The sequence below is a fragment of the Spirobacillus cienkowskii genome (assembly GCF_037081835.1).
Taxonomy (GTDB): domain Bacteria; phylum Bdellovibrionota_B; class Oligoflexia; order Silvanigrellales; family Silvanigrellaceae; genus Silvanigrella; species Silvanigrella cienkowskii.
On sequence record NZ_CP146516.1, the window covers coordinates 1,086,719 to 1,105,584 of the forward strand.

12 protein-coding genes are annotated in these 18,866 nt (G+C 31.3%); 9 read left to right on the forward strand and 3 right to left on the reverse strand.

Annotation, left to right across the window (positions count from 1 at the left end; translation table 11 throughout):
* The first annotated feature begins 16 nt into the window (after positions 1–16).
* Positions 17–3,901, forward strand: coding sequence for an RHS repeat-associated core domain-containing protein (locus tag Spiro2_RS04855; RefSeq protein ID WP_338637431.1), 3,885 nt, complete (start codon positions 17–19; stop codon positions 3,899–3,901).
* A 66-nt stretch (positions 3,902–3,967) separates the two neighbouring features.
* On the opposite strand, the gene Spiro2_RS04860 is transcribed toward Spiro2_RS04855, so the two are convergent.
* A complete protein-coding gene (locus tag Spiro2_RS04860) occupies positions 3,968–5,212 on the reverse strand; it encodes a dicarboxylate/amino acid:cation symporter (RefSeq protein ID WP_338637432.1) in 1,245 nt (414 codons plus the stop codon).
* Positions 5,205–6,041, reverse strand: coding sequence for an ABC transporter substrate-binding protein (locus Spiro2_RS04865; RefSeq protein WP_338637433.1), 837 nt, complete (start codon positions 6,039–6,041; stop codon positions 5,205–5,207). Before Spiro2_RS04865 ends, Spiro2_RS04860 begins: the two co-directional genes overlap by 8 nt.
* A 212-nt stretch (positions 6,042–6,253) precedes the next feature.
* Here Spiro2_RS04865 and fliG point away from each other — a divergent pair, with 212 nt between their 5' ends.
* From fliG to Spiro2_RS04905, 8 genes are all read left to right on the forward strand, one after another.
* The gene (gene fliG / locus Spiro2_RS04870; RefSeq protein ID WP_338637434.1) at positions 6,254–7,252 is read left to right on the forward strand and encodes a flagellar motor switch protein FliG; all 999 of its coding nucleotides are present in this window, start codon (positions 6,254–6,256) and stop codon (positions 7,250–7,252) included.
* 10 nt (positions 7,253–7,262) lie between these two features.
* Positions 7,263–8,507, forward strand: a complete 1,245-nt coding sequence (locus Spiro2_RS04875; RefSeq protein WP_338637435.1) for a FliH/SctL family protein — start codon at positions 7,263–7,265, stop codon at positions 8,505–8,507.
* Positions 8,508–8,510: 3 nt separating this feature from the next.
* Positions 8,511–9,854: a FliI/YscN family ATPase gene (locus Spiro2_RS04880; protein ID WP_338637436.1), complete on the forward strand. Its 1,344-nt coding sequence runs from the start codon at positions 8,511–8,513 to the stop codon at positions 9,852–9,854.
* Positions 9,851–10,309 (forward strand): hypothetical protein, encoded by a 459-nt coding sequence (locus Spiro2_RS04885; RefSeq protein WP_338637437.1) that lies wholly within the window; start codon positions 9,851–9,853, stop codon positions 10,307–10,309. Before Spiro2_RS04880 ends, Spiro2_RS04885 begins: the two co-directional genes overlap by 4 nt.
* Positions 10,306–10,884 (forward strand): magnesium transporter MgtE N-terminal domain-containing protein, encoded by a 579-nt coding sequence (locus tag Spiro2_RS04890; RefSeq protein ID WP_338637438.1) that lies wholly within the window; start codon positions 10,306–10,308, stop codon positions 10,882–10,884. The genes Spiro2_RS04885 and Spiro2_RS04890 overlap by 4 nt, the downstream gene beginning before the upstream one ends.
* On the forward strand, positions 10,853–12,271 hold the full coding sequence (locus tag Spiro2_RS04895) for a THUMP domain-containing class I SAM-dependent RNA methyltransferase (RefSeq protein ID WP_338637440.1): 1,419 nt from the start codon (positions 10,853–10,855) through the stop codon (positions 12,269–12,271). The genes Spiro2_RS04890 and Spiro2_RS04895 overlap by 32 nt, the downstream gene beginning before the upstream one ends.
* Before the next feature lie 42 nt (positions 12,272–12,313).
* Positions 12,314–13,987, forward strand: coding sequence for a patatin-like phospholipase family protein (locus tag Spiro2_RS04900; RefSeq protein WP_338637441.1), 1,674 nt, complete (start codon positions 12,314–12,316; stop codon positions 13,985–13,987).
* Positions 13,988–14,098: 111 nt separating this feature from the next.
* Positions 14,099–15,400 carry a hypothetical protein gene (locus Spiro2_RS04905; RefSeq protein WP_338637442.1) on the forward strand — a complete coding sequence of 434 codons (1,302 nt, stop codon included), beginning with the start codon at positions 14,099–14,101 and terminating at the stop codon, positions 15,398–15,400.
* Positions 15,401–15,415: 15 nt separating this feature from the next.
* On the opposite strand, the gene Spiro2_RS04910 is transcribed toward Spiro2_RS04905, so the two are convergent.
* Positions 15,416–18,562 (reverse strand): collagenase, encoded by a 3,147-nt coding sequence (locus Spiro2_RS04910; RefSeq protein WP_338637443.1) that lies wholly within the window; start codon positions 18,560–18,562, stop codon positions 15,416–15,418.
* Positions 18,563–18,866: the final 304 nt, after the last annotated feature.

Here is an 18,866-nt window from a genome sequence, read left to right on the forward strand (position 1 = left end):
TGAAAAAAATAATTACTTGGGTAAAGGATTTCGAGGTAGTGTTTCTGAAAATCAAGATAAGTTATTTTTTACTGCAAATAATTATGTTTATTCAAGCACAGAAAAAAAATTAGCTGCTGATCAAAAAATGTTAGAAACTGAGAGAACTTATAATCACTACCATTTATTATTGTCAGAAAAAACAAAACTAAATGGAAACCTTATTTTTTTAAAGGAATATGATTATCCTGAGTGGCAGAGCAAAAATTTTGATTCTCTTGATGAAAACTATAACTTGCCAGTTCAGATTAAAGCAACATACTTTAATAGAAATAACTTAAGAACTGAAGTAAGTAAATTTGCCTATGATAATTTTGGTAATCTTGTTCGACAAGAACTACCTAACGGAATAGTGAAAGAATATAGTTATCTTTCTCAAGATGAAACATTTAATAAAATGACTCATTTGTTAAAACAAGAAAAGCAATATTCTATTAATGATAACAAAGTAAAAATTATTGAAAATAAATATATAAATATTAAAAATTATAATAATAATTATATTCAATTATTAGAAGAAAAGATTTATGTAGTTTCTAGTATAAATTGCGCTAATGACGATAAAAATTGCGATTTTTTATATAGAAAAGAAAATTTTATTTATAATTTAGATTTCAATAAAAATAATTTTTTTACTTTGCCAAATAAAGTTGTTGTATCGGGTAATTCTTTAAATGGAGTCAATAAATACTATGCTAAATTGATAACGTATGAAAACAATGAGTCTTATTCTTCTATAACTACCGATTACTATTCTGGAGATAATATTCTACTTGCAATGGAGTTTAATTACTATAACCCTTTTACAGGGAATTTAGTAAAAGAAAAATCAAAAGAAGGAATAGAGAAACAATTTGAGTATGATTTATTTGGTAGAGTGACAAAAGAATATTTAATAGATGAAAAAGAGCAGAAGCATTTATTTAAAAATTATACTTATAACATTAATAATGAAGATGTTTTAGAGGGATATGGAACAAGTTCTAAGCGTGTTCAAAGTTTAGATGGAAACATTGAATTTACTGTATATGATTCTTTAGGAAGAGTGATTAGTATTTATCAAAAAAATCATGAAGAAAACAAATTTTATCTTTTGAAGTCTTATTTATATGGAGTAACCGGACAAAAAATTGAAGAAAAAAATTATAATATAGATGCCAAAAATAACTTATATTTTACTGTGAATTATTTTCAATATGATTATTTGGGTCGTGAAATTTTAAAAAAACAACCAAGCGGAATTCAAAGTTTAACACTATACGATGATGTGGAACAAACAACAACTTATCAAGTGAAGTCTAGTGATAAAACAATAAAATATGAAAAAGTAATATATAATAATAATCTTAAATTGCCTGTTCGCGAAGAGTATTATAATACAAAAGACAATTTGGTTCATCAAAAAAATTGGATTTATGATGGATTTGGAAATAAAATTAAATTTATAGATTCAAATGGTAGTGAAACATTTTATGAATACAATAATCTGTTGCAGTTAGTAAAAATTAGCAATGCAAAATTGGTTTCCTTTTTTTATTCTTATGATCCTTTGTATTTAGAAAAACCAGTCTCAATTTCTGTGATGCAAAATGGTAAAAATAAAAAATTGCTTGCATACCAGGTGTTTAATGAACTCGGGCAGAAAATAGTTGATGGGGATTCGTTTGGAAAAGAAAATAGATACACATATGATATTAAAGGCAATCTTATAACAAAATTATTAAAGTCGGGCATTAAAACTGATTATTATTATGATGGTTTAAATAACCTTATTAAAGCAGAATCTATGAATCATAATATAAAAGATGTTTCTTATTATGATTATGATCCTGCAACATTGTTATTGCAATCTGAAACAAATTCTATTGGAAAGTTAAAATACAACTACGATAAAAATGGTAATTTATTGTCCGTTATTTATCCTGATAACCGTAGTATTTCTTATTTATACGATTTTTATGGAAAAATAATTTCAATAAAAGATATTAAAGATATAGAAACAATTTACAATTATAATTATCAAACAGGCTTATTGGAGAGCGTGCAATTTTTGATTCCTGGGCAAGAAGATTTAAAAGAAGTTTATTTTTATGATAATCTTGCAAGATTATCGTTAAAAATTATGCCTAATAAAAATATGGTTCGCTATGATTACAATAACATGGGCCAATTATCAAATATGAGTTATTTAGCGAGCAATAATGATTTAATATTAGGATATTCTTTGGCCTACCATAATAATGGTAACATTTTATCGAGAGAGAGAATTGAGGGTGGTAGCAGCATAATAGTATCAAGAGAAAATTATCACTACGATGCTTTGAATAATTTATCGGAGTACCGTTGTGAAGTTAATTATTGTCCAAAAAATTCTAATGGGAAATCTATTGTTATACAAAATTTTGAATTTGATGATTTAAATAATATTAATAAAATAAAGACAACATCATTGGATCATGAAATTGATGTAATTCGTTATAATTATTCTGAAATAAATCCTGCACAAGTTGTTTCAATTATTCATAACGATAAGGAGAAAATTTTTGAATACAATGATGATGGTCAAATGATAAAAGATGATCAAGAGAATCAATTTTTTTACAATTCTTCTCAAAAAATTGAAAAAATTAGATTTTCAAATGGTAATGAAATAACATATAATTATCTTGCAAATGGATCGTTGTATTTTAATAGAAATCATGACAATAGTTATTCCTATCTCTATTATCATGGTAATAAGGTATTAAATCAGTTAGATAGTGAAAAAGTAACAAGCTATTTTTTAGGCACCAAAAATATAATTGGTCATATTGACCATGCAGAATCGGGATTAAATCCATTATTTTATTTAACCGATCAAGCTAGTAGTGTTATTAAGGTTATAGATAATAAAAATGAAAATATTCATAATTTTATTTATACTCTTTATGGTGAAGCAACAGATTTATCAACAACACAAGTAAGTTATAATAATAAATTTTCTTATGGGTTTAATGGTGAACTGTTTGATAAAACATCCGGTTTTCAAATTTTAGGCAACGGGTATAGAGCCTATAGTCCTAGATTGCAACGTTTTATTCAGTATGACGAGCATTCTCCATTTGGCAAAGGTGGTATAAATGGTTATATTTATGCAAACAATAACCCTATTATGTTTTATGATCCAACTGGAGAATATGCTGAGAGTATTTTAGCGTGCAGTGTGCTTGGTGCAGCAATTATGGGGATTGGTGGCACTATTTATGCCGCTGGCTCATTTTTTAAATGGAGTATGGCAGTAATGAAAGCCACATCACACTTAAAGCTTGGATGGGTTGGCATAGGGGGTTTAACTGGTCTCTCAGCAGGAGCAACAGGTATTGCATCGAGTGTGTATGGTTATAAATCAACGAAGGCGTCAGAGGCTGGTGATAAAAATGCAGCAGATTATTATACCAAAATGTCCCATGATTACCTCTGGAGTTCTTTTGCTTTAGGGGTTTTTAGTGCCGGAACTTTTTTTTCTCTTTCAGAGAAAGCTAGGTTGCTTGCAGAGAGATCTAGCCTTCTTTCAGAGAGAGTTAGGCAGCAGCTTTTAAGAGTCCATAATAATTCTTTTGTGGATAGTCATACTAGGGCCGCTCGAAATGTATCCGTGGGTCGAAGTGTCTCCGATGTAGTAAGACGAACCGCAGAGCAAACACTTACTATATCCGCTAGACAAAGGCCTATATCACTTAGCATAGCAAGTTCTATGTCATCTGTATCAGATGATTTATCATTTCATACACCACGTGGCATAGCAAGTTCTATGTCATCTGTATCAGATATGTCATATGTACCAGATGGTATTATATCATTTTTGGGGTGGACGTGGTATTAATAATATTCTTTCATTTTTTAGTGACCCTATTTGGAATACGAATTTAAATTTTAGCGGTTTTGGCTATTAATCTTTCTTTGCCACCATAAAAGTTATGGCGCAGTTGCTTTGAATGTTCAGCGTTGTTGTTACAGGATCAACAAGTGGCTCAATGCTGAGCAATAAAAATATTCCAATGGCTGGGGGAATTCCAAGTGGTGATAATACAATGCCAAACATTGTTGCGCTTAAAATAGCAGGACCAGCAGTGCTTGCTAAAGATGTTGCCAAACTTGTAAAAAACAGCGTTACAATTGAAGTGAAATTAATTGGAATATGATAAAGATTCATTAAAAATATTGCTATAGTTATACTGCGAATCATAATTCCTGGTTTAAAAATACTTACTCCTAGCGGCATAACAAGTTCAACATTTTTTTTATCAATTTTAAATTCATTCGTTAATGCAAGCATGGCTGCAGGCATAGCAGCAAAACTACTTGAGGTACTAAATGCAATAAGGTAAGGATTTTTTAATTTTTTTATAATTTGAATAATAGGAATTTTTTTTATTTTTGCCATTATTATTAATAATGTAACAAAAATTATGATTGTAATAACATATATTAGTGCAATCAAATCAAAAAGAGATTTTAAAGTATCTATTCCGACATTGGAAATAAAACCAGATATAAGAAAAAATATTCCAAATGGTAGAGCGTAAAGAAGAATATTTACTATTTTCATAAACGCCAAAAAAATAGCATCAAAAAAAGAAATCGCAACATTAACATTTGGGCTTTTAGTTATTCCTAAAGCAATACCAAGCATAATAGAAAATATTAAAATTGATAAATCTTTTCGTTCATAAATAGATTTTACAATATTAACTGGTAAAGTATTTTGAAAAAAATTAATAAATCCATTTTGTTGTGGTGAAATCGGGAGGTTTTTTAATATACTTTCAGATTTTCCAATACTATTATTAAGTAATTCGATAGTTTCGTTGTTTAAATTTGATCCAGGAGAAAACACCAAAGATAAGGTAACAGATAATCCTGTAGTTCCAACCATAATAGCTATAAAAATAATGGTTAGTTTTTTTAAGTAATATAAAGAATCACTACTATGAAAAATATTAAAAAATCCACAAATTAGAGCTGTCATCATAATTGGTATAACTGTAATTTGTAAAAAATCCAAATATATATCACCAATGATATTAAATTTTTTTGCTGTTTCTGGAAAAAAAACTCCAAAAATAATTGCACAAGACATAGATGAAATAATAGTCCAGTGATTTAAAAGAATTTTTTTTATATTTTTAATCATTATTTTCTCTTAAATATTTATTATTTAAATACTTTGTTTTTCCTGATTGCTTGAGCTTTTTAATATAGAGGTTAATCCATTCTGCAAGATTAGGGCTGTTCCAATTGATTGCAATGGATATTGGGTCTGTTGCATCAGTAATTATTTTTTTTCTTACATAAATATTTGCAATTTTTTTATTTTTAATAATATGATTTGCATAAATTTCATCAGCGTAAAACCCTAATATTTTTTCTTCAGTAACATCTTTTAATATTTTATCAAGAGAGTTATACTTTATAAATTCCTTAGTTTTAAAAATATTATCAAAATATAAGATGTTTTGCTGAAAGAAATCTTCATATGATGAGTTGCTAAGCACAGCAACTTTTAATTGATCATTATTAAGTTTTACTTTATTACCAATTTTTACTTCTAATATTCTATTTAATATTAAACACTGGTTTGGTGTTAAGTATGGCTCAGAAAAACGAACGTTAAGACCACGAGATAATGTTGCACTAATGGCGCTAATTGCGATGTCAGCATGTTCATCTTGAACAAGTTTTACAACATCCTGAAAAGTACCAGCGCTTCTATTGAATTCAACTTTAACGCCAAGAAATTTAGCAATATCATTTGCTAATTCTATATCATATCCTTCAAAATTTCCATGTTTGTTGTGATAAAAAAATGGAGGGTAATCCACGCTATTTATAGCGACAACTAATTTTCCTTTTTGAATTATTTTTTTTATATCAGCAGGTACTTCTGCAAATAAATTGTAATTAAAAAATAAAATAATTAAGTACAGAAAAAAAAATATTATTTTTTTTATATTAAAATTCATTAAAATATCCAATTTTTAATGTTTATTAATAATTTTATTTGATTAATTTTTTGAATATAATAAGACAATATTTTCTATAGCCAATTTTTTGAATAGCGCGTAGATAATTATTTCATCTCTTAATTTTGACAAAAGTTAATATTTTTCCCTCCTCAAGATACAAATTTGACTATATCATAAAATTAAATTGTTACTTAAATATGGGGGTTAATGTGGCAATTAAGTATACGGGGCCACAGAAAGCGGCAATTTTGCTTTTAGCTTTTGGTGAAGAAATTTCTGCTGAAATTTTTAAACACATGACCGAATTTGAAATTAAGAGAATTGGTAGCGCAATGAGCCGACTAGGAAGAGTCGATAGCGATGCCATCGATGCAGTCATGGAAGAATTTTATCAAATACTCCAGTCTAATAAAAAGTATTTTTTAGGTAGTAATGATTTTACAAAAAGACTCATTGAATCAGCCTTTAAAAGCGATCAAGCAAGTGCCTTAATTGATGAACTCTCTTTAACCTCTAACGCCAATTTAGAATCACTAGAATTGATTGACCCTAAAACATTAGCAAATTTCTTGCGATCTGAGCATCCACAAACAATGGCTCTCATTTTAGCACATTTAGATCCCAAAAAATTTGGAGAATGTTTAAAAATATTACCAGAAAGTTTACACACAGAATTAATTTTAAGGGTTGCGAGTTTAGAAAGTGTATCTCCAGAAATTATAGATGAAATTGATGACGTGTTACGAAATGAAATTCAGCGATTAGGTAATGTAACAAGTTCAAAGGTTGGAGGAATCGATCCAATAGTTGAAATGTTGAATCTTATGGATAAGGCAACAGAAGAAAATATATTGGATAGACTCGAAGAACGGGATCCTGATTTAGCAGAAAATATTAGAAAGTTGATGTTTGTCTTTGATGACCTTGTTAAAATTGATGATCGTGGAATTCAAACAGTGTTACGAGAAGTGAAACCAGAACAATTAAAACTTGCATTAAAAACCGCATCTGAAGGAGTTAAAGAATTAATTTATAAAAATATGTCGCAGAAAGCGGCGGAAAACTTAAAAGAAGAAATGGCAATAGCTGGTCCTGCTAAAATTTCTGATGTTGAACAAGCGCAATTTGCGATTGTTCAAATTGCGCGTCGGTTAAGTGATGAAGGCAAAATTGTTATTTCTGCAAGCGGTGAAAATGCTCTAGTTTAAAGAGGTTTTTGTGAACGGAAAAAGAGGTAAACTAATAAAAAAAGCCGATGAAAAAGCAATGAGCATGCTCGACGTGGAAAGATATCCATGGATGCATTTTAATGAACAAAGTATAATTTATGCAGACAATCTCAAGCGAACAGTCATTCAAGAAAAAATGCATGATCCTCAAGAAATTCGAGAAAAAATCTCGATACCTCGAGATTTTACAAATTTGCTAGGACCAAAAACAAGACCTTTGCTTCCAAGGGATATGACAGAGGATTTTAAAAAAGCACAAAGAGAACTGCTGAAGCGCCGTAGACGCAAAATGATGGATGAAGAAGAGGCAATGGCCTTAGAACTTGCAGAACTTGAGCAACATGAAATTCATAATACTCTTAGAAATAGAAGTTCGAGCAAAAAAAAACCAAATGAAAGTTTATTTAAAAAATTTATCCCAAGCACGGAATTGGAGGCAGAAACAAATACAAATCAAGCCGAAGATAATAGCCAAAATAATGAAGTGCAGGCAGCTCCTCCGCCAATGCCGCAATCAGCAAAACAAGCACCAATTATAGAAAATAACAAAGCTCCTGAACAGGTAAAAGATACCGTTCCACACACAGGTTTTCAGGAGAGTTTTGAAAAAGAACAACGCGAAGGTTTTGACCAGGGGTATCAAAAAGGCTTAGAAGAAGGAAAACAGCAGGGGCATGCAGAAGGTCGCACACTTGGTTATGAAGAAGGTGCTGCAGAAGGTTTTCGCAGTGGCGAAGAAAGAGGGATGAAGGCTGCAGAAACTAAATATGAGCGAACTTTTAAAAATATTACTGATTCAGTAAATCATATAGAAGATCTAAAATCTGTAACCTTACAAAAAGGAAAAGATTTATTTATAGAAATTACAAAGCTTTGTGCAGAAAGAATTTTAAGCGAGCAATTAAAAAGTAGTGATACAGCTTTAACAAAATTATTTGATGATGTTATTAAATCTTATGCATCTTCTAAAATGCTAAATATTAATATGAATCCAAACGATGTTCATAGAATTCAAAAACATATAGAAACACTCAGCGAAAAAGATAAGGTTCAAATTAAAGAAAATATAAATTTGGAAGAAGGTCATTTTGAAATTGAAACCGAAACTGGTGCAGCGATGTTTGATATTAAAAAAAGTATAGACAATATCGTGCAAAAACTAAAGCCAGAATTATTTGAAGAACAAAATGAAAATAATCCTGAATCAAATAATAATACAAAGAAAGCCTCTTAAAATATGTTTTCTAATCATGCGATTGCAAAAGTAAAACAAGAAAGAGAAAAAAGGTTAGTACAAGAAAGTTTTGAAAAATATGGTAAAGTGATTCAAATTGTAGGAACTGTTATTGAAGTTACTTTAGTTGATGTTCCTTTAGGGGCTCGTGTTCGTATTTTTAATCGTGAACGAAGTTTTTCAATTGAAGGTGAAGTTGTTGGATTTAGAAAAGAAAAGTCTCTAGTGGTTCCTTTTTCTGATCCTATTGGTGTGTGTGCTAATTCTTTAGTGCAGTGCGTTGAACGCGAGCAAAAAATAAGAGTTGGAGATCATTTGATTGGGAGAATTATCGATGGGTATGGTTGTCCTATGGTAGGAGAATCATTTGTGCCCAATCAAGGCGTTTTGTATTCTATCATTCGTGAACCTTTAAATCCATTAATCAGAAAACGCATTGAGACTCCCTTCGATACAGGAATTCGCTGTTTAAATGGTTTATTAACCTTCGGTGAAGGGCAACGTGTTGGAATTATGGCAGGCTCCGGAGTTGGCAAAAGTGTTTTATTAGGAATGATTTCTCGTTATTCCAATTCTGATGTCAATGTGATTACCTTAATTGGCGAAAGAGGTCGCGAAGTTCGAGAGTTTCTCGAAGAAAACCTTGGCCCAGAAGGCATGAAAAAAAGTGTGGTTGTGGTGTCAACGGGCGATCAATCTCCTCTCAGTCGTGTTCGAGCAGCCCATGTTGGCACTGCAATTGCAGAGTATTTTCGAGAGTCTGGTAAAAAAGTTTTGTTATTAATGGATTCTCTGACTCGAGTGGCAATGGCACAAAGGGAGATTGGCCTTTCTGTGGGAGAACCACCAACAACCAAAGGTTACACTCCTTCAGTGTTTTCTCTGCTTCCTAAACTCTTGGAAAGAGCTGGCAATAGCAGTTCTAAAGGATCGCTAACAGGAATTTATACTGTGTTGGTTGAAGGGGATGACTTTAATGATCCTGTTAGCGATTCTGCGCGTAGTATTTTAGATGGCCATATAAACTTATCCCGTATTCTTGCAGAACGAAACCATTTTCCTGCGATTGATATTTTATCAAGTGCGAGCCGTGTTATGGTTGATATTGTCAGTCAACAGCATTTGACTCAAGTGAGTTATTTACGCGATCTTATGGCAGAATTTCAAAAAAATGAAGATTTAATTAGTATTGGCGCATATTCTACCGGAGTCAATCCAAAATTGGATAAGGCGATTAAACTTCTCCCTAAAATTGAAGCATATTTAAAACAAGATAGAACTATAACTTGTAACTTTAATGAATCTTTAGCAGGGCTTAATGAATTGTTTATTGAGGATAATTCATGAAGTTCAAATTTAATTTGCAAAACGTATTAAATTTAAGAGAACTTGAAACGCAAGAAGCAGAGCGTCGTGTTGAGTTTGTCAAGAATGTGATTGCAGAACTAAAAAATATGATGATCAAAGAAAGAGATTGTTATTTTGAAGAACGAGAAACACTAAATATTCAGGTAAAAGAATCTAAATTTGATAATGTAAAGATCTTTGAAAAATCATTAGCAATACGTCAGGGTCGCATTATCGAGCTGCTTGATAATTTAAGAACGTGTCAAAATGATTTGGAGCTGAATCAGCAAACTTTAATTCAATCGCGCAGAAAACAAAAAATTTTAGAAAATTTAAAAGCAGTGAAAGAAAAAGAATTTTTTGCTAAAGAAAATATGAAAGAGCAAATGTTTTTGGATGAAATTGGAACTCAGAAATTTGTTCGGGCACATCAAACAAATTCAGGTGAAGAATGAGATTAAATCTATTTGCAATATTTATTAGCCTATGGTTGCCAATTTTTATTTTTGCACAAAATTTGCCAACGATTCCTAAAGGAGAGTTGACAGCATCAGAAGCAATGAGAATAAGAGATGAGTTTGAGGTGATTAAGCAAGACATTGAACAAAAACTTGTGAGGCTAGAAGAAGCAAAAAAAGCCTATGATCAAGCTAAATTAGATGTAGACGCCCAATTAAAAAAAGTTCAAGAAGAAAAAAGGTTACTTGACGAAACGCTTCAAAAAGAGAAAAAACTGAAAGAGGCGAGAGTGAAAGAAGCCGTCGAGTTCGTATCTAAAATGGAGCCGCGTAAAGTTGCCCCTGTTATGGATTCGATGGATAGAGACTTGGTGATTGCAATGTTAAGCAAATTGCCGCCACGTCAAGTGACAAAACTTTTAGAAAACTCGAGTCCAGCAAAAGCGACACAATTTTTAGAGTACTATACCCGCATCCGTTCAGGCAGAGAGTTTGAAATGCTTAGAGAGTTAGGGTTATGTTCTCCTAGCAAGGATAAAAATGAAGAAAAAACCCCATCGCCACCAAAGTAAATTTCATTCAATTTCAAATTACTTTCACACTTTCCAAGCGACAAATCGTTTTTTTGTGACAACATCGAGGGGATTGGAAGACGTTTTAAAAGAAGAACTAGAAGATATTTCAGATAGATACAATTTAAGGTCAAAAATATGGAACGGATCTGCTGGCTGCTATTTTGAAGCGGGATGGCAAGGGGCAATTGCAGCAAATTTAACATCAATGTGTGCAAGCCGAGTTTTATTGGTGTTGAGCGAAAGCGAGGTAGAAAACGTAGATGAGTTGTATCAGTATGCAACTCAAATAGATTGGACCGCAATTTTTGCTAAAAATTTGTCTTTTTCAGTGAGCGCATCTGTGCAAGATACGTTTGTCAGCAACTCAATGTTTGTTGCACTAAAAGTTAAAGATGCAATTTGTGATACTTTTCGTAGAAAATACAATGATCGTCCAAATGTTGAACCGAGTCATGCCGATGTTAAAATTTATGTTCGGCTTTTTAGAACTCAGTTGAGTATTTCTGTTGATACAACGGGAGAGCCTCTGTCAAGGCGCGGTTATCGTTTATCAACTATTGAAGCACCATTGAAAGAGTCAATTGCTGCATCTCTATTGCGAATGACGGGCTGGATGTCATTGGCTAGTAAAATATGGGAATCAAGCGATCCCGTTTACTTTGAAGATAAAGAAACCAGAATTTTAAAAAATCAAGGTATTCAAGGCAAATCAAATGCAATTTTATTGTCACCGTTTCTGATGGATCCAATGTGTGGTTCTGGAACATTTTTAATTGAAGCAGCTCTTGCTTTATTACATTGGAAACCCAACGTACACCGTGAGCATTTTGCATTTTTAAATTTATGTCCACAAAATCTGTTGGAAATTAAAAAAATTTATAATAATTTAAAAAATAAAGTGATTGCGAATGAAAAATCGATTTCTGAATTGCCATTGCGCATTAAATTATATTGTGAAAAAAATGGAATTCAATATTCTTCAGATAAGATTTCTTTGTTTTTTGGAAGTGATCTTTTAGCAGGTAATGTTGCCACAGCAATTGAGTGTGCTAAAATAGCAGGAGTCAGTAAAATTGTAACTTTTGAAAAAAAAGACGTACTCAATGCGATGCCATTTGCATCGCGTGGCCTTTTAATTGTCAATCCTCCATATGGCGAGAGACTCAAGCAGGATGACGACTTAAAACCATTGTACCAATCGCTTGGAGATTTATGGAAGCAAAAGTTTTCATTTTGGACTGCGTGGCTGTTATCAAGTAATGAAAATGCCATAAAATCTGTTGGGTTAAAGCCGACCCGAAGAATTTCTGTTTATAACGGAGCCATTGCATGTAAGTTTTTAAAATATGATCTTTACCCAAAAAACGATAAACACTCTCTGTAAGCGGTTGGATTCAAATTTCGGAATACGATTAGGAGAACCACTTTGGCAACAGACAAATACTCAGGGTACAAAGAGTTTCGTGTGATGTATATTGGAAACTCTTCGCTGATTGAGTCTTTAAAAATAGAGTTTGTCAAAGCAGGTGCAAGAAATATTTCTCCTCTTAAACCCAATTCTTTTTCAGTCTCTTCTTACTTATTTAGACGTTTAGCCTTGGCGGCAAATTCATTTCCCGGAGCAACAGTAAATTTTTATTCTGATGTGTACGAGTTAGCAAGAGAACTTCCTGTTTTTGATGCCGATTTGATTATTTTAGATGAAAGGACAATGGCTCAAGATTCTTTTGCTGATTTTTCTTTTGCCGATGAACACAACGAACCAGAAAAAAATGAAGGAAAACAACAAACTGATGTTTTGCATAATTCTCCATCCGCATTTGAATCCAGTGAACAACAAGCGGCAGTAAATTTTGAAAATTTACGTTCTGCCATTGAAAAATTTACACCGCGTGATTTTCTTTATTCTATGCGAAGAGTGGTTGTTGTTTTGCCAAAATCGGCAGGACAAACAAATCGAGAGTTTTATTTAAGTCTTGCAAATATTCGTGCTGCCATAACAGATCCTGGTAATTCTGTAGAATTATTTTTAGCAGCAACCCGTGAATTGTATAATTTTAGACAAAATCATAAGAAAACAAGCATTTGTATTTCTGGAGGTGGTTTAGAAGGCTACATCTACTCGATAGGTGTGGTAAATGCAATTGACAACTGTTTGCTAGATAAAGAGGCAGGAGATTTTGATATTTTTTGTGGTGTTTCCTCTGGAGCTATTGTTGCGAGTACTCTTGCAATCGGAGTTCATTCTGATGATCTTGTGCGTCAGATTTATCGAAAACATACCAGTTTAGAGCCTATAGGACTCAATACAGTTTTTGACCTAGCAAGTTCAGAAATTGCCAAGCGCGCGTTTGATTTTGTTCGCGCGTTTTCAACTTTTGACTCTGGTGAACTTATCAGTCGATTACAGCAATCTGTGCCAACAGGATTTTTTAAGGGAGAAAAATTAAAAAGATTTTTTGAAAAGCAAATTCAATTTTTTGGAATGACAGATAATATGGCAGCGCTAAAAAAAGAGCTCTATATCAATGTGACGGATCAAGATACTGGCGAAAATGTTGTCTTTGGTGAAGAGCCTTGGAAAGATATTAAAATTAGTCAAGCAATCCGAGCAAGCACGGCACTGCCTCCATTTTATTTGCCAGAACGCGTTAAAGGCCATTGGTTTACGGATGGACAACTAACAAGCGCATCCGACTTTAATACTGCTATTCGTAAGGGCGCCGGCTTGGTTGTTTATATTGACCCTATGGTTCCTTATACAAGTAATTTGCCTGGAGCAGTGATGAAGCGAGGCGGTTATTTTGCTATGGTACAAGCCGTAAAAAGCCTTGTACAAACCCGTTCGAGTTCACTGCTTAAGCATTCAATGGACAATTATCCAAATGTAGACTTTGTTATTTTTCGACCCACTGATGATGTGATGGAGGCGATGGCAGGAAATCCCATGAAATATCATATTCGTGCGGAGCTTGTCGATTTGGGTTATCGTTGTACCATTTCACAAATTATTTCATCGTATGATGCGATTGCACATAAGTTTGCCAAGCATGGATTTGCCCTAAAATCGAAACAAGTTATTTCTTCATTACTCAACTGACAAAAATTTAACATATCACTTTTGATAGGCAAAAATTGAATTGTTAATCCATTTGCGCGTATTCCGATATAAAATTGATTAGAAAGCATTTAATGCACAGAGGTTTTGAATATGGCAAACATTCGATTGAAAAAAACAGAATCTATTGAGCGTCAGAAAAATTATCCTAAAGATGAGCAAAATGAAGCCAAAAATGAACAATTTCCATCGCAAGCTGTAGAAGACGAACTTTCAAAAAAAAGAAAAATGATTTTAACAGGAATTACGACTGGAGTGACTGTAGCTGGAGCAACTGCTGCAGGGATCTTATTTCTTGGACCATATACTCCTTTTGGAGATAATTCTTCAGAAAAAAAGAACGTTGCTGCTGTTGCTCCAAATCTCCAAAAACCAGAGGTTGTTCCCAAAGTGGATGGCAAAGTGGCAACGCCAAATGTTGTGTCCGAAAAACCTGCTGTTGCGATTGTTGCACCAGAAGCAAAATCAAATACTGAAAATTCGAACCAAGTTCCTGCAGCGATTGTTGTTCCTTCTCCAGTAGAAAAGCCAGTCGCAGTCGAAAAGAAACAAGTGATTGCAAAAGAAAAGTCTGTGGCAAAATCGATAACGCCTCCTTCAGCACTTGTAAAACCAAATCTGCAAAAAGGACTCACAACAACCTATAATTATGATATTCAAGATGGTGGGCCAGTCATTGAAGCACCTTCGCAAAAAAAGATTGTTGTTTCTAGAGATCCTAATTTTAAAACTATTTATTTAAATGGTTTTGCTGATCAGACAGGTAAATATCGAATTTCAATTCCACCTCCAGGTGAAATTTACTGGAAAGAAGAAGGTAAATTTGCGAATAAAATTACTATTAATCCTCCTAAAGAAACAGGTATTCAGGCAAACATTCCTTCTAAATTAAATTTTAAAGATGTAATAAATTGGAGTGCTACAGGCAAAGTTTCTTTTTTTAGAGTTGAAGTGGCGAGTGACGTTGATTTTTTAAATAAAGTAAAAGTGTTTAGCACACATAAAACGTCATTTCCTGTGCAAGTCATTGGCCAAGGAAATTGGTTTGTCAGAATTGCAGCGCTCAATTTACATAGTGGAACCTGGGATTTTACGAAAGTATTTTCTTTAGAGATTGAGCCATCAGAAGTGTCGGCAAGCGCCCCAGCGGCAAGTCAGACTCAACAAGAAGAGTCAACTCCACCACCACATACTCCTCCAACAGAAGAACAACACAATCAATTGGACGAACGTCCTGTGCCGGCAAACACAGAAAGTGAAGTAGAACCTCCGAGCCTCCCTGCTGAAGCGGTTACACCAGTTGAACCAGTCAATCCAGTTGAACCTGTTACTCCGGTAAATCCTGTTAATCCCGCAGATGCCGCTGTTCCTGAGGCGTCTTCTCCTACGCCTTAAATTGAGAGAAAGTTTTTAAAAATTAACATTAAGTTTAACTTTTAAAAAGCTTCTGTCTTTTTCTGGAGTTATTTCTGTTACTCCTATTATAATTTCATCTGAGTTTGCACAAGTACTTGTTGCTTCTTTATCGTAATTAAAAGCTCCATAATTTGTAATTCTAAAATAATTATTACATTTTGAATTTTTAATTACTTGGTAATTATATTTGTTTTTTCTATTTAAAATATGAGGCAAATGATAATTTATCCATCCTTGAACAGAACCATTTTCATTTAAATTTAAAGAGACTTCAGCTGTTGTGTTGGTGTGTTCAAAATCTTTTTCTGTAACAATATTTGGATCTTTATCAAAATCATTAACGTAAATAGTAATTGCTTCTTTTGGCAAGTCTCTTTTTGTTACATTAATTTTTATTGGGTATTTTTCTTTGCTTTTAATATTTTCATCTATATAGCATAATGTATTATTGTGAAATATTTGTGCATAAACATTTTTGGGAAGTTGGGTGTTATCTATTTCAAAGTGATAATCTCTCATTATTGAAGAAACTAATTCTATATTAAAATTTAAAAATTCTCTTGATAATTCCCGATTAAGTGAATTTATATCACGCACTAATAAAAAACAATTCAATTCATTGTTTACATAAATATTTTTAGTAAAAATTCTTTCGTCGTAATTAAGAAGTTTGATAAATTTTATATGAACATCATAATTTTTATCTTGATCATCAAAAATTCTTTTATTATCTTGAGTGTTTAAAGTTGCTGATACGGGATTTTTTTCATTGCTTGCAGTTTCTGTATTTTCATAAACAATTGTTCCTCGAGAAAAATGTTTAATTTCTCCTGTTTTAGTTTGTTCTTTTATGCTCATATCGTAATTTTTTTCAGCATCAATTTGTCTTGAGTTGTCATAAACTCTATGCACACAAGTAGAATCAAATGTTGCACATGTTTGAGAATTTGAGCCTCTGAATGTTACAATTCTTTCATTCTTTCTATCTTCAATAATTCTTTTTTGAATATCAATTGATAAAGATTTAAATTTTACATTTTCTATTGAACCTTCAATGAAATAGTCATCATCTTTAAAAGTTACAGAAGTGGATAAAAATTTATTATTTACACCCTTTAAGATGCTGATAGCTTCCAAGACATCATCTTTATTTGTAAATTTTCCTTTACAAACAAAGCGACCTATAGATGAGTGAGTTGACATACTTGCTGTGAGTTCGCATTTAGTATTTTTAAGACCATTGTCATTTATTTCTTTTTCTAAATCATTAAACTCACTTTGATCAAAGAATTTTAAAGGTTTTTTTGATATATTTTTTGAATAATGATTTATATTGCTTAAATTAATTAAGTCTTTTTGTAATTTTTTTATGTGTTTTTTATATTTATTATTTTCTTTTTTGTTTTTGGCAAATTGGGTTAATATTTTTTTATATTCATCTAATTCGTTGTCCTTAACAGCTTTAATGAGTTGATTAAATAAACTTTGATTTTTATGAAATAAGTAGCTTACTAGTCCATAGCTGTGTGTATAAGAATGGTATACTGAAGAATCAATAATTTCTTGTAAGTTTGGAATCATATTAAGATTACTATGAATCATTGAATCTCTTGTTAAGCTGTTTGGAGAAAAAAAATGATTTTCATTTACACCAGCAAAAAATACTGCAAGGCCCTCTGTAAGCCACTTTGAATATTTTGATATATAAGAATTATTAAAGTTTTCTGAAAATAGGTAGCGGTAGCTTAAAAAGTGCACAAATTCGTGTAACAAGTAATCTTTAAGATATTTATCGTGATTATACATATAAATACTAGTTCTGCTATTGATATATATTCCACCATCTTCTTCATGATTTAAATCATTGAGAAAGCTTTTATATTTTAAGTATTCTTCCCGAGTTGGAAATATAAATATTTGCAGTCTTTTTGGTGTAAAACCATAAGATGGGGTTATATTTTTTAAAATAGTTTTAAATGCAGCTTCAACATTTTTCATCGAATGATATAAATTTAATGTTTCTTCACTAGAAAGAGAAGAATATATCGCAATTTGTCCGTCTTCAAAGTAATGTACGTTTTGAAAAAGCTCATCATTGGTTTTAGATTTCGCTTCACAGATATTTTGTTCATTTTTATCAATATATTCAATACAGTTACCAGGATGACTAATATTGAATGCCTCAAGGACGTTAACAGTTTCTATCCAAATTGGATTTGGTTTTTTTCTTTGTAAATCACTGAATTTAGTAGAATTTTTTAATATATATTTTAAAGTTTCAATAACTTCTTCTTTTTTAGTTGAATATCTTAAGTATTCTCCAAATAAAGAAATATAATTAGAATACGTTTTCTCGTCTTTTTGAGAGTCTAGATTTTTTAAAATATCATTTATATAATTGTATATTTTATTGAATTCTTTTTCATGGTTTTTATAAAAATCTCCCTTATAATTATAGATTTTTATAGAATTTTGGATTGGTATTATTGCATCATATAAAGAATTTTCTGAGTTTATCATTGATAAATGATTAGTTGGATTTGTAATATATTCTATTAAAGAAAGAGATTCTTTTTGTGTTTCCCAGTTATTAATAAGACTAAAAACTTCATGGGAGAGTTCTTTGAGTTCTGGTGTTCTATTTTTGTTAAATAATTTATGAGCGTAATTATATGTTATGTCATGAATTTTACTTTTTACTTGGGATTGAAGATTATGAAAGTTAGAGATTAAACCAATGTGTTGTTTATTTATTTTTATTGAAGTATTTAAGTATTTTGCATAATTGGTTAATTTTTTTTGATTTGCTTCGTTCAGGTTTTCTAACAGAAGTTTTGAAGCGTCTATAATTGATAAAATTTTCTCAGAAGTGATAATCTTTTTTTGAACTTTTTTTTCTATCAAACCAATTTTATTAAAGCATTGTGGATTGAGTTCGCTTAAAAAAGTATTAAACTCATCTCCTGATTTATTGCTAAGTTGTATTAAGCTTGCTGTGCACACAGCGAGGGAATCAGAATGGCTTTGCGTAATTTCTGCTTTTACGGTATTTGGTAAAGTTTGTGCATGAAGATTGGATAATAAACACAATGAAAAAATTGGATTTAATTTTACTATTTTTTTTAGTAAAGTAGTTTTCATAAAATGGCCTTTTCGTTTAATATAATTAAATATATGTATTTATATAAAAGTATAGATTTATTTAATATTTCCCCGTTTTTTTGAAACGGATTTCAGTTCTTCCTAAATTAATTTGTTTGTTTTTGCAATATTCTCATAATATTAAAAATTTTTTCTATATTAAATTATTGTTTATATAATTTTAAATTTTTTTTAATAATTTATTATAATATAAATATAAAATAAAAAAGTATTTTTTGCTTATTTAAAAAAAAGTCATTATTTAAAAATAAAAATATTTTTTGATTGAATTTTAATGAATTGG

Excerpts from the sequence above, each read along its gene's own strand:
- Spiro2_RS04860 (WP_338637432.1), bottom strand. The coding sequence starts at position 5,212 with ATGATTAAAAATATAAAAAAAATTCTTTTAAATCACTGGACTATTATT.
- Spiro2_RS04865 (WP_338637433.1), bottom strand. The coding sequence starts at position 6,041 with ATGAATTTTAATATAAAAAAAATAATATTTTTTTTTCTGTACTTAATT.
- Spiro2_RS04880 (WP_338637436.1), top strand. The coding sequence starts at position 8,511 with ATGTTTTCTAATCATGCGATTGCAAAAGTAAAACAAGAAAGAGAAAAA.
- Spiro2_RS04885 (WP_338637437.1), top strand. The coding sequence starts at position 9,851 with ATGAAGTTCAAATTTAATTTGCAAAACGTATTAAATTTAAGAGAACTT.
- Spiro2_RS04890 (WP_338637438.1), top strand. The coding sequence starts at position 10,306 with ATGAGATTAAATCTATTTGCAATATTTATTAGCCTATGGTTGCCAATT.
- Spiro2_RS04895 (WP_338637440.1), top strand. The coding sequence starts at position 10,853 with ATGAAGAAAAAACCCCATCGCCACCAAAGTAAATTTCATTCAATTTCA.
- Spiro2_RS04905 (WP_338637442.1), top strand. The coding sequence starts at position 14,099 with ATGGCAAACATTCGATTGAAAAAAACAGAATCTATTGAGCGTCAGAAA.
- Spiro2_RS04910 (WP_338637443.1), bottom strand. The coding sequence starts at position 18,562 with ATGAAAACTACTTTACTAAAAAAAATAGTAAAATTAAATCCAATTTTT.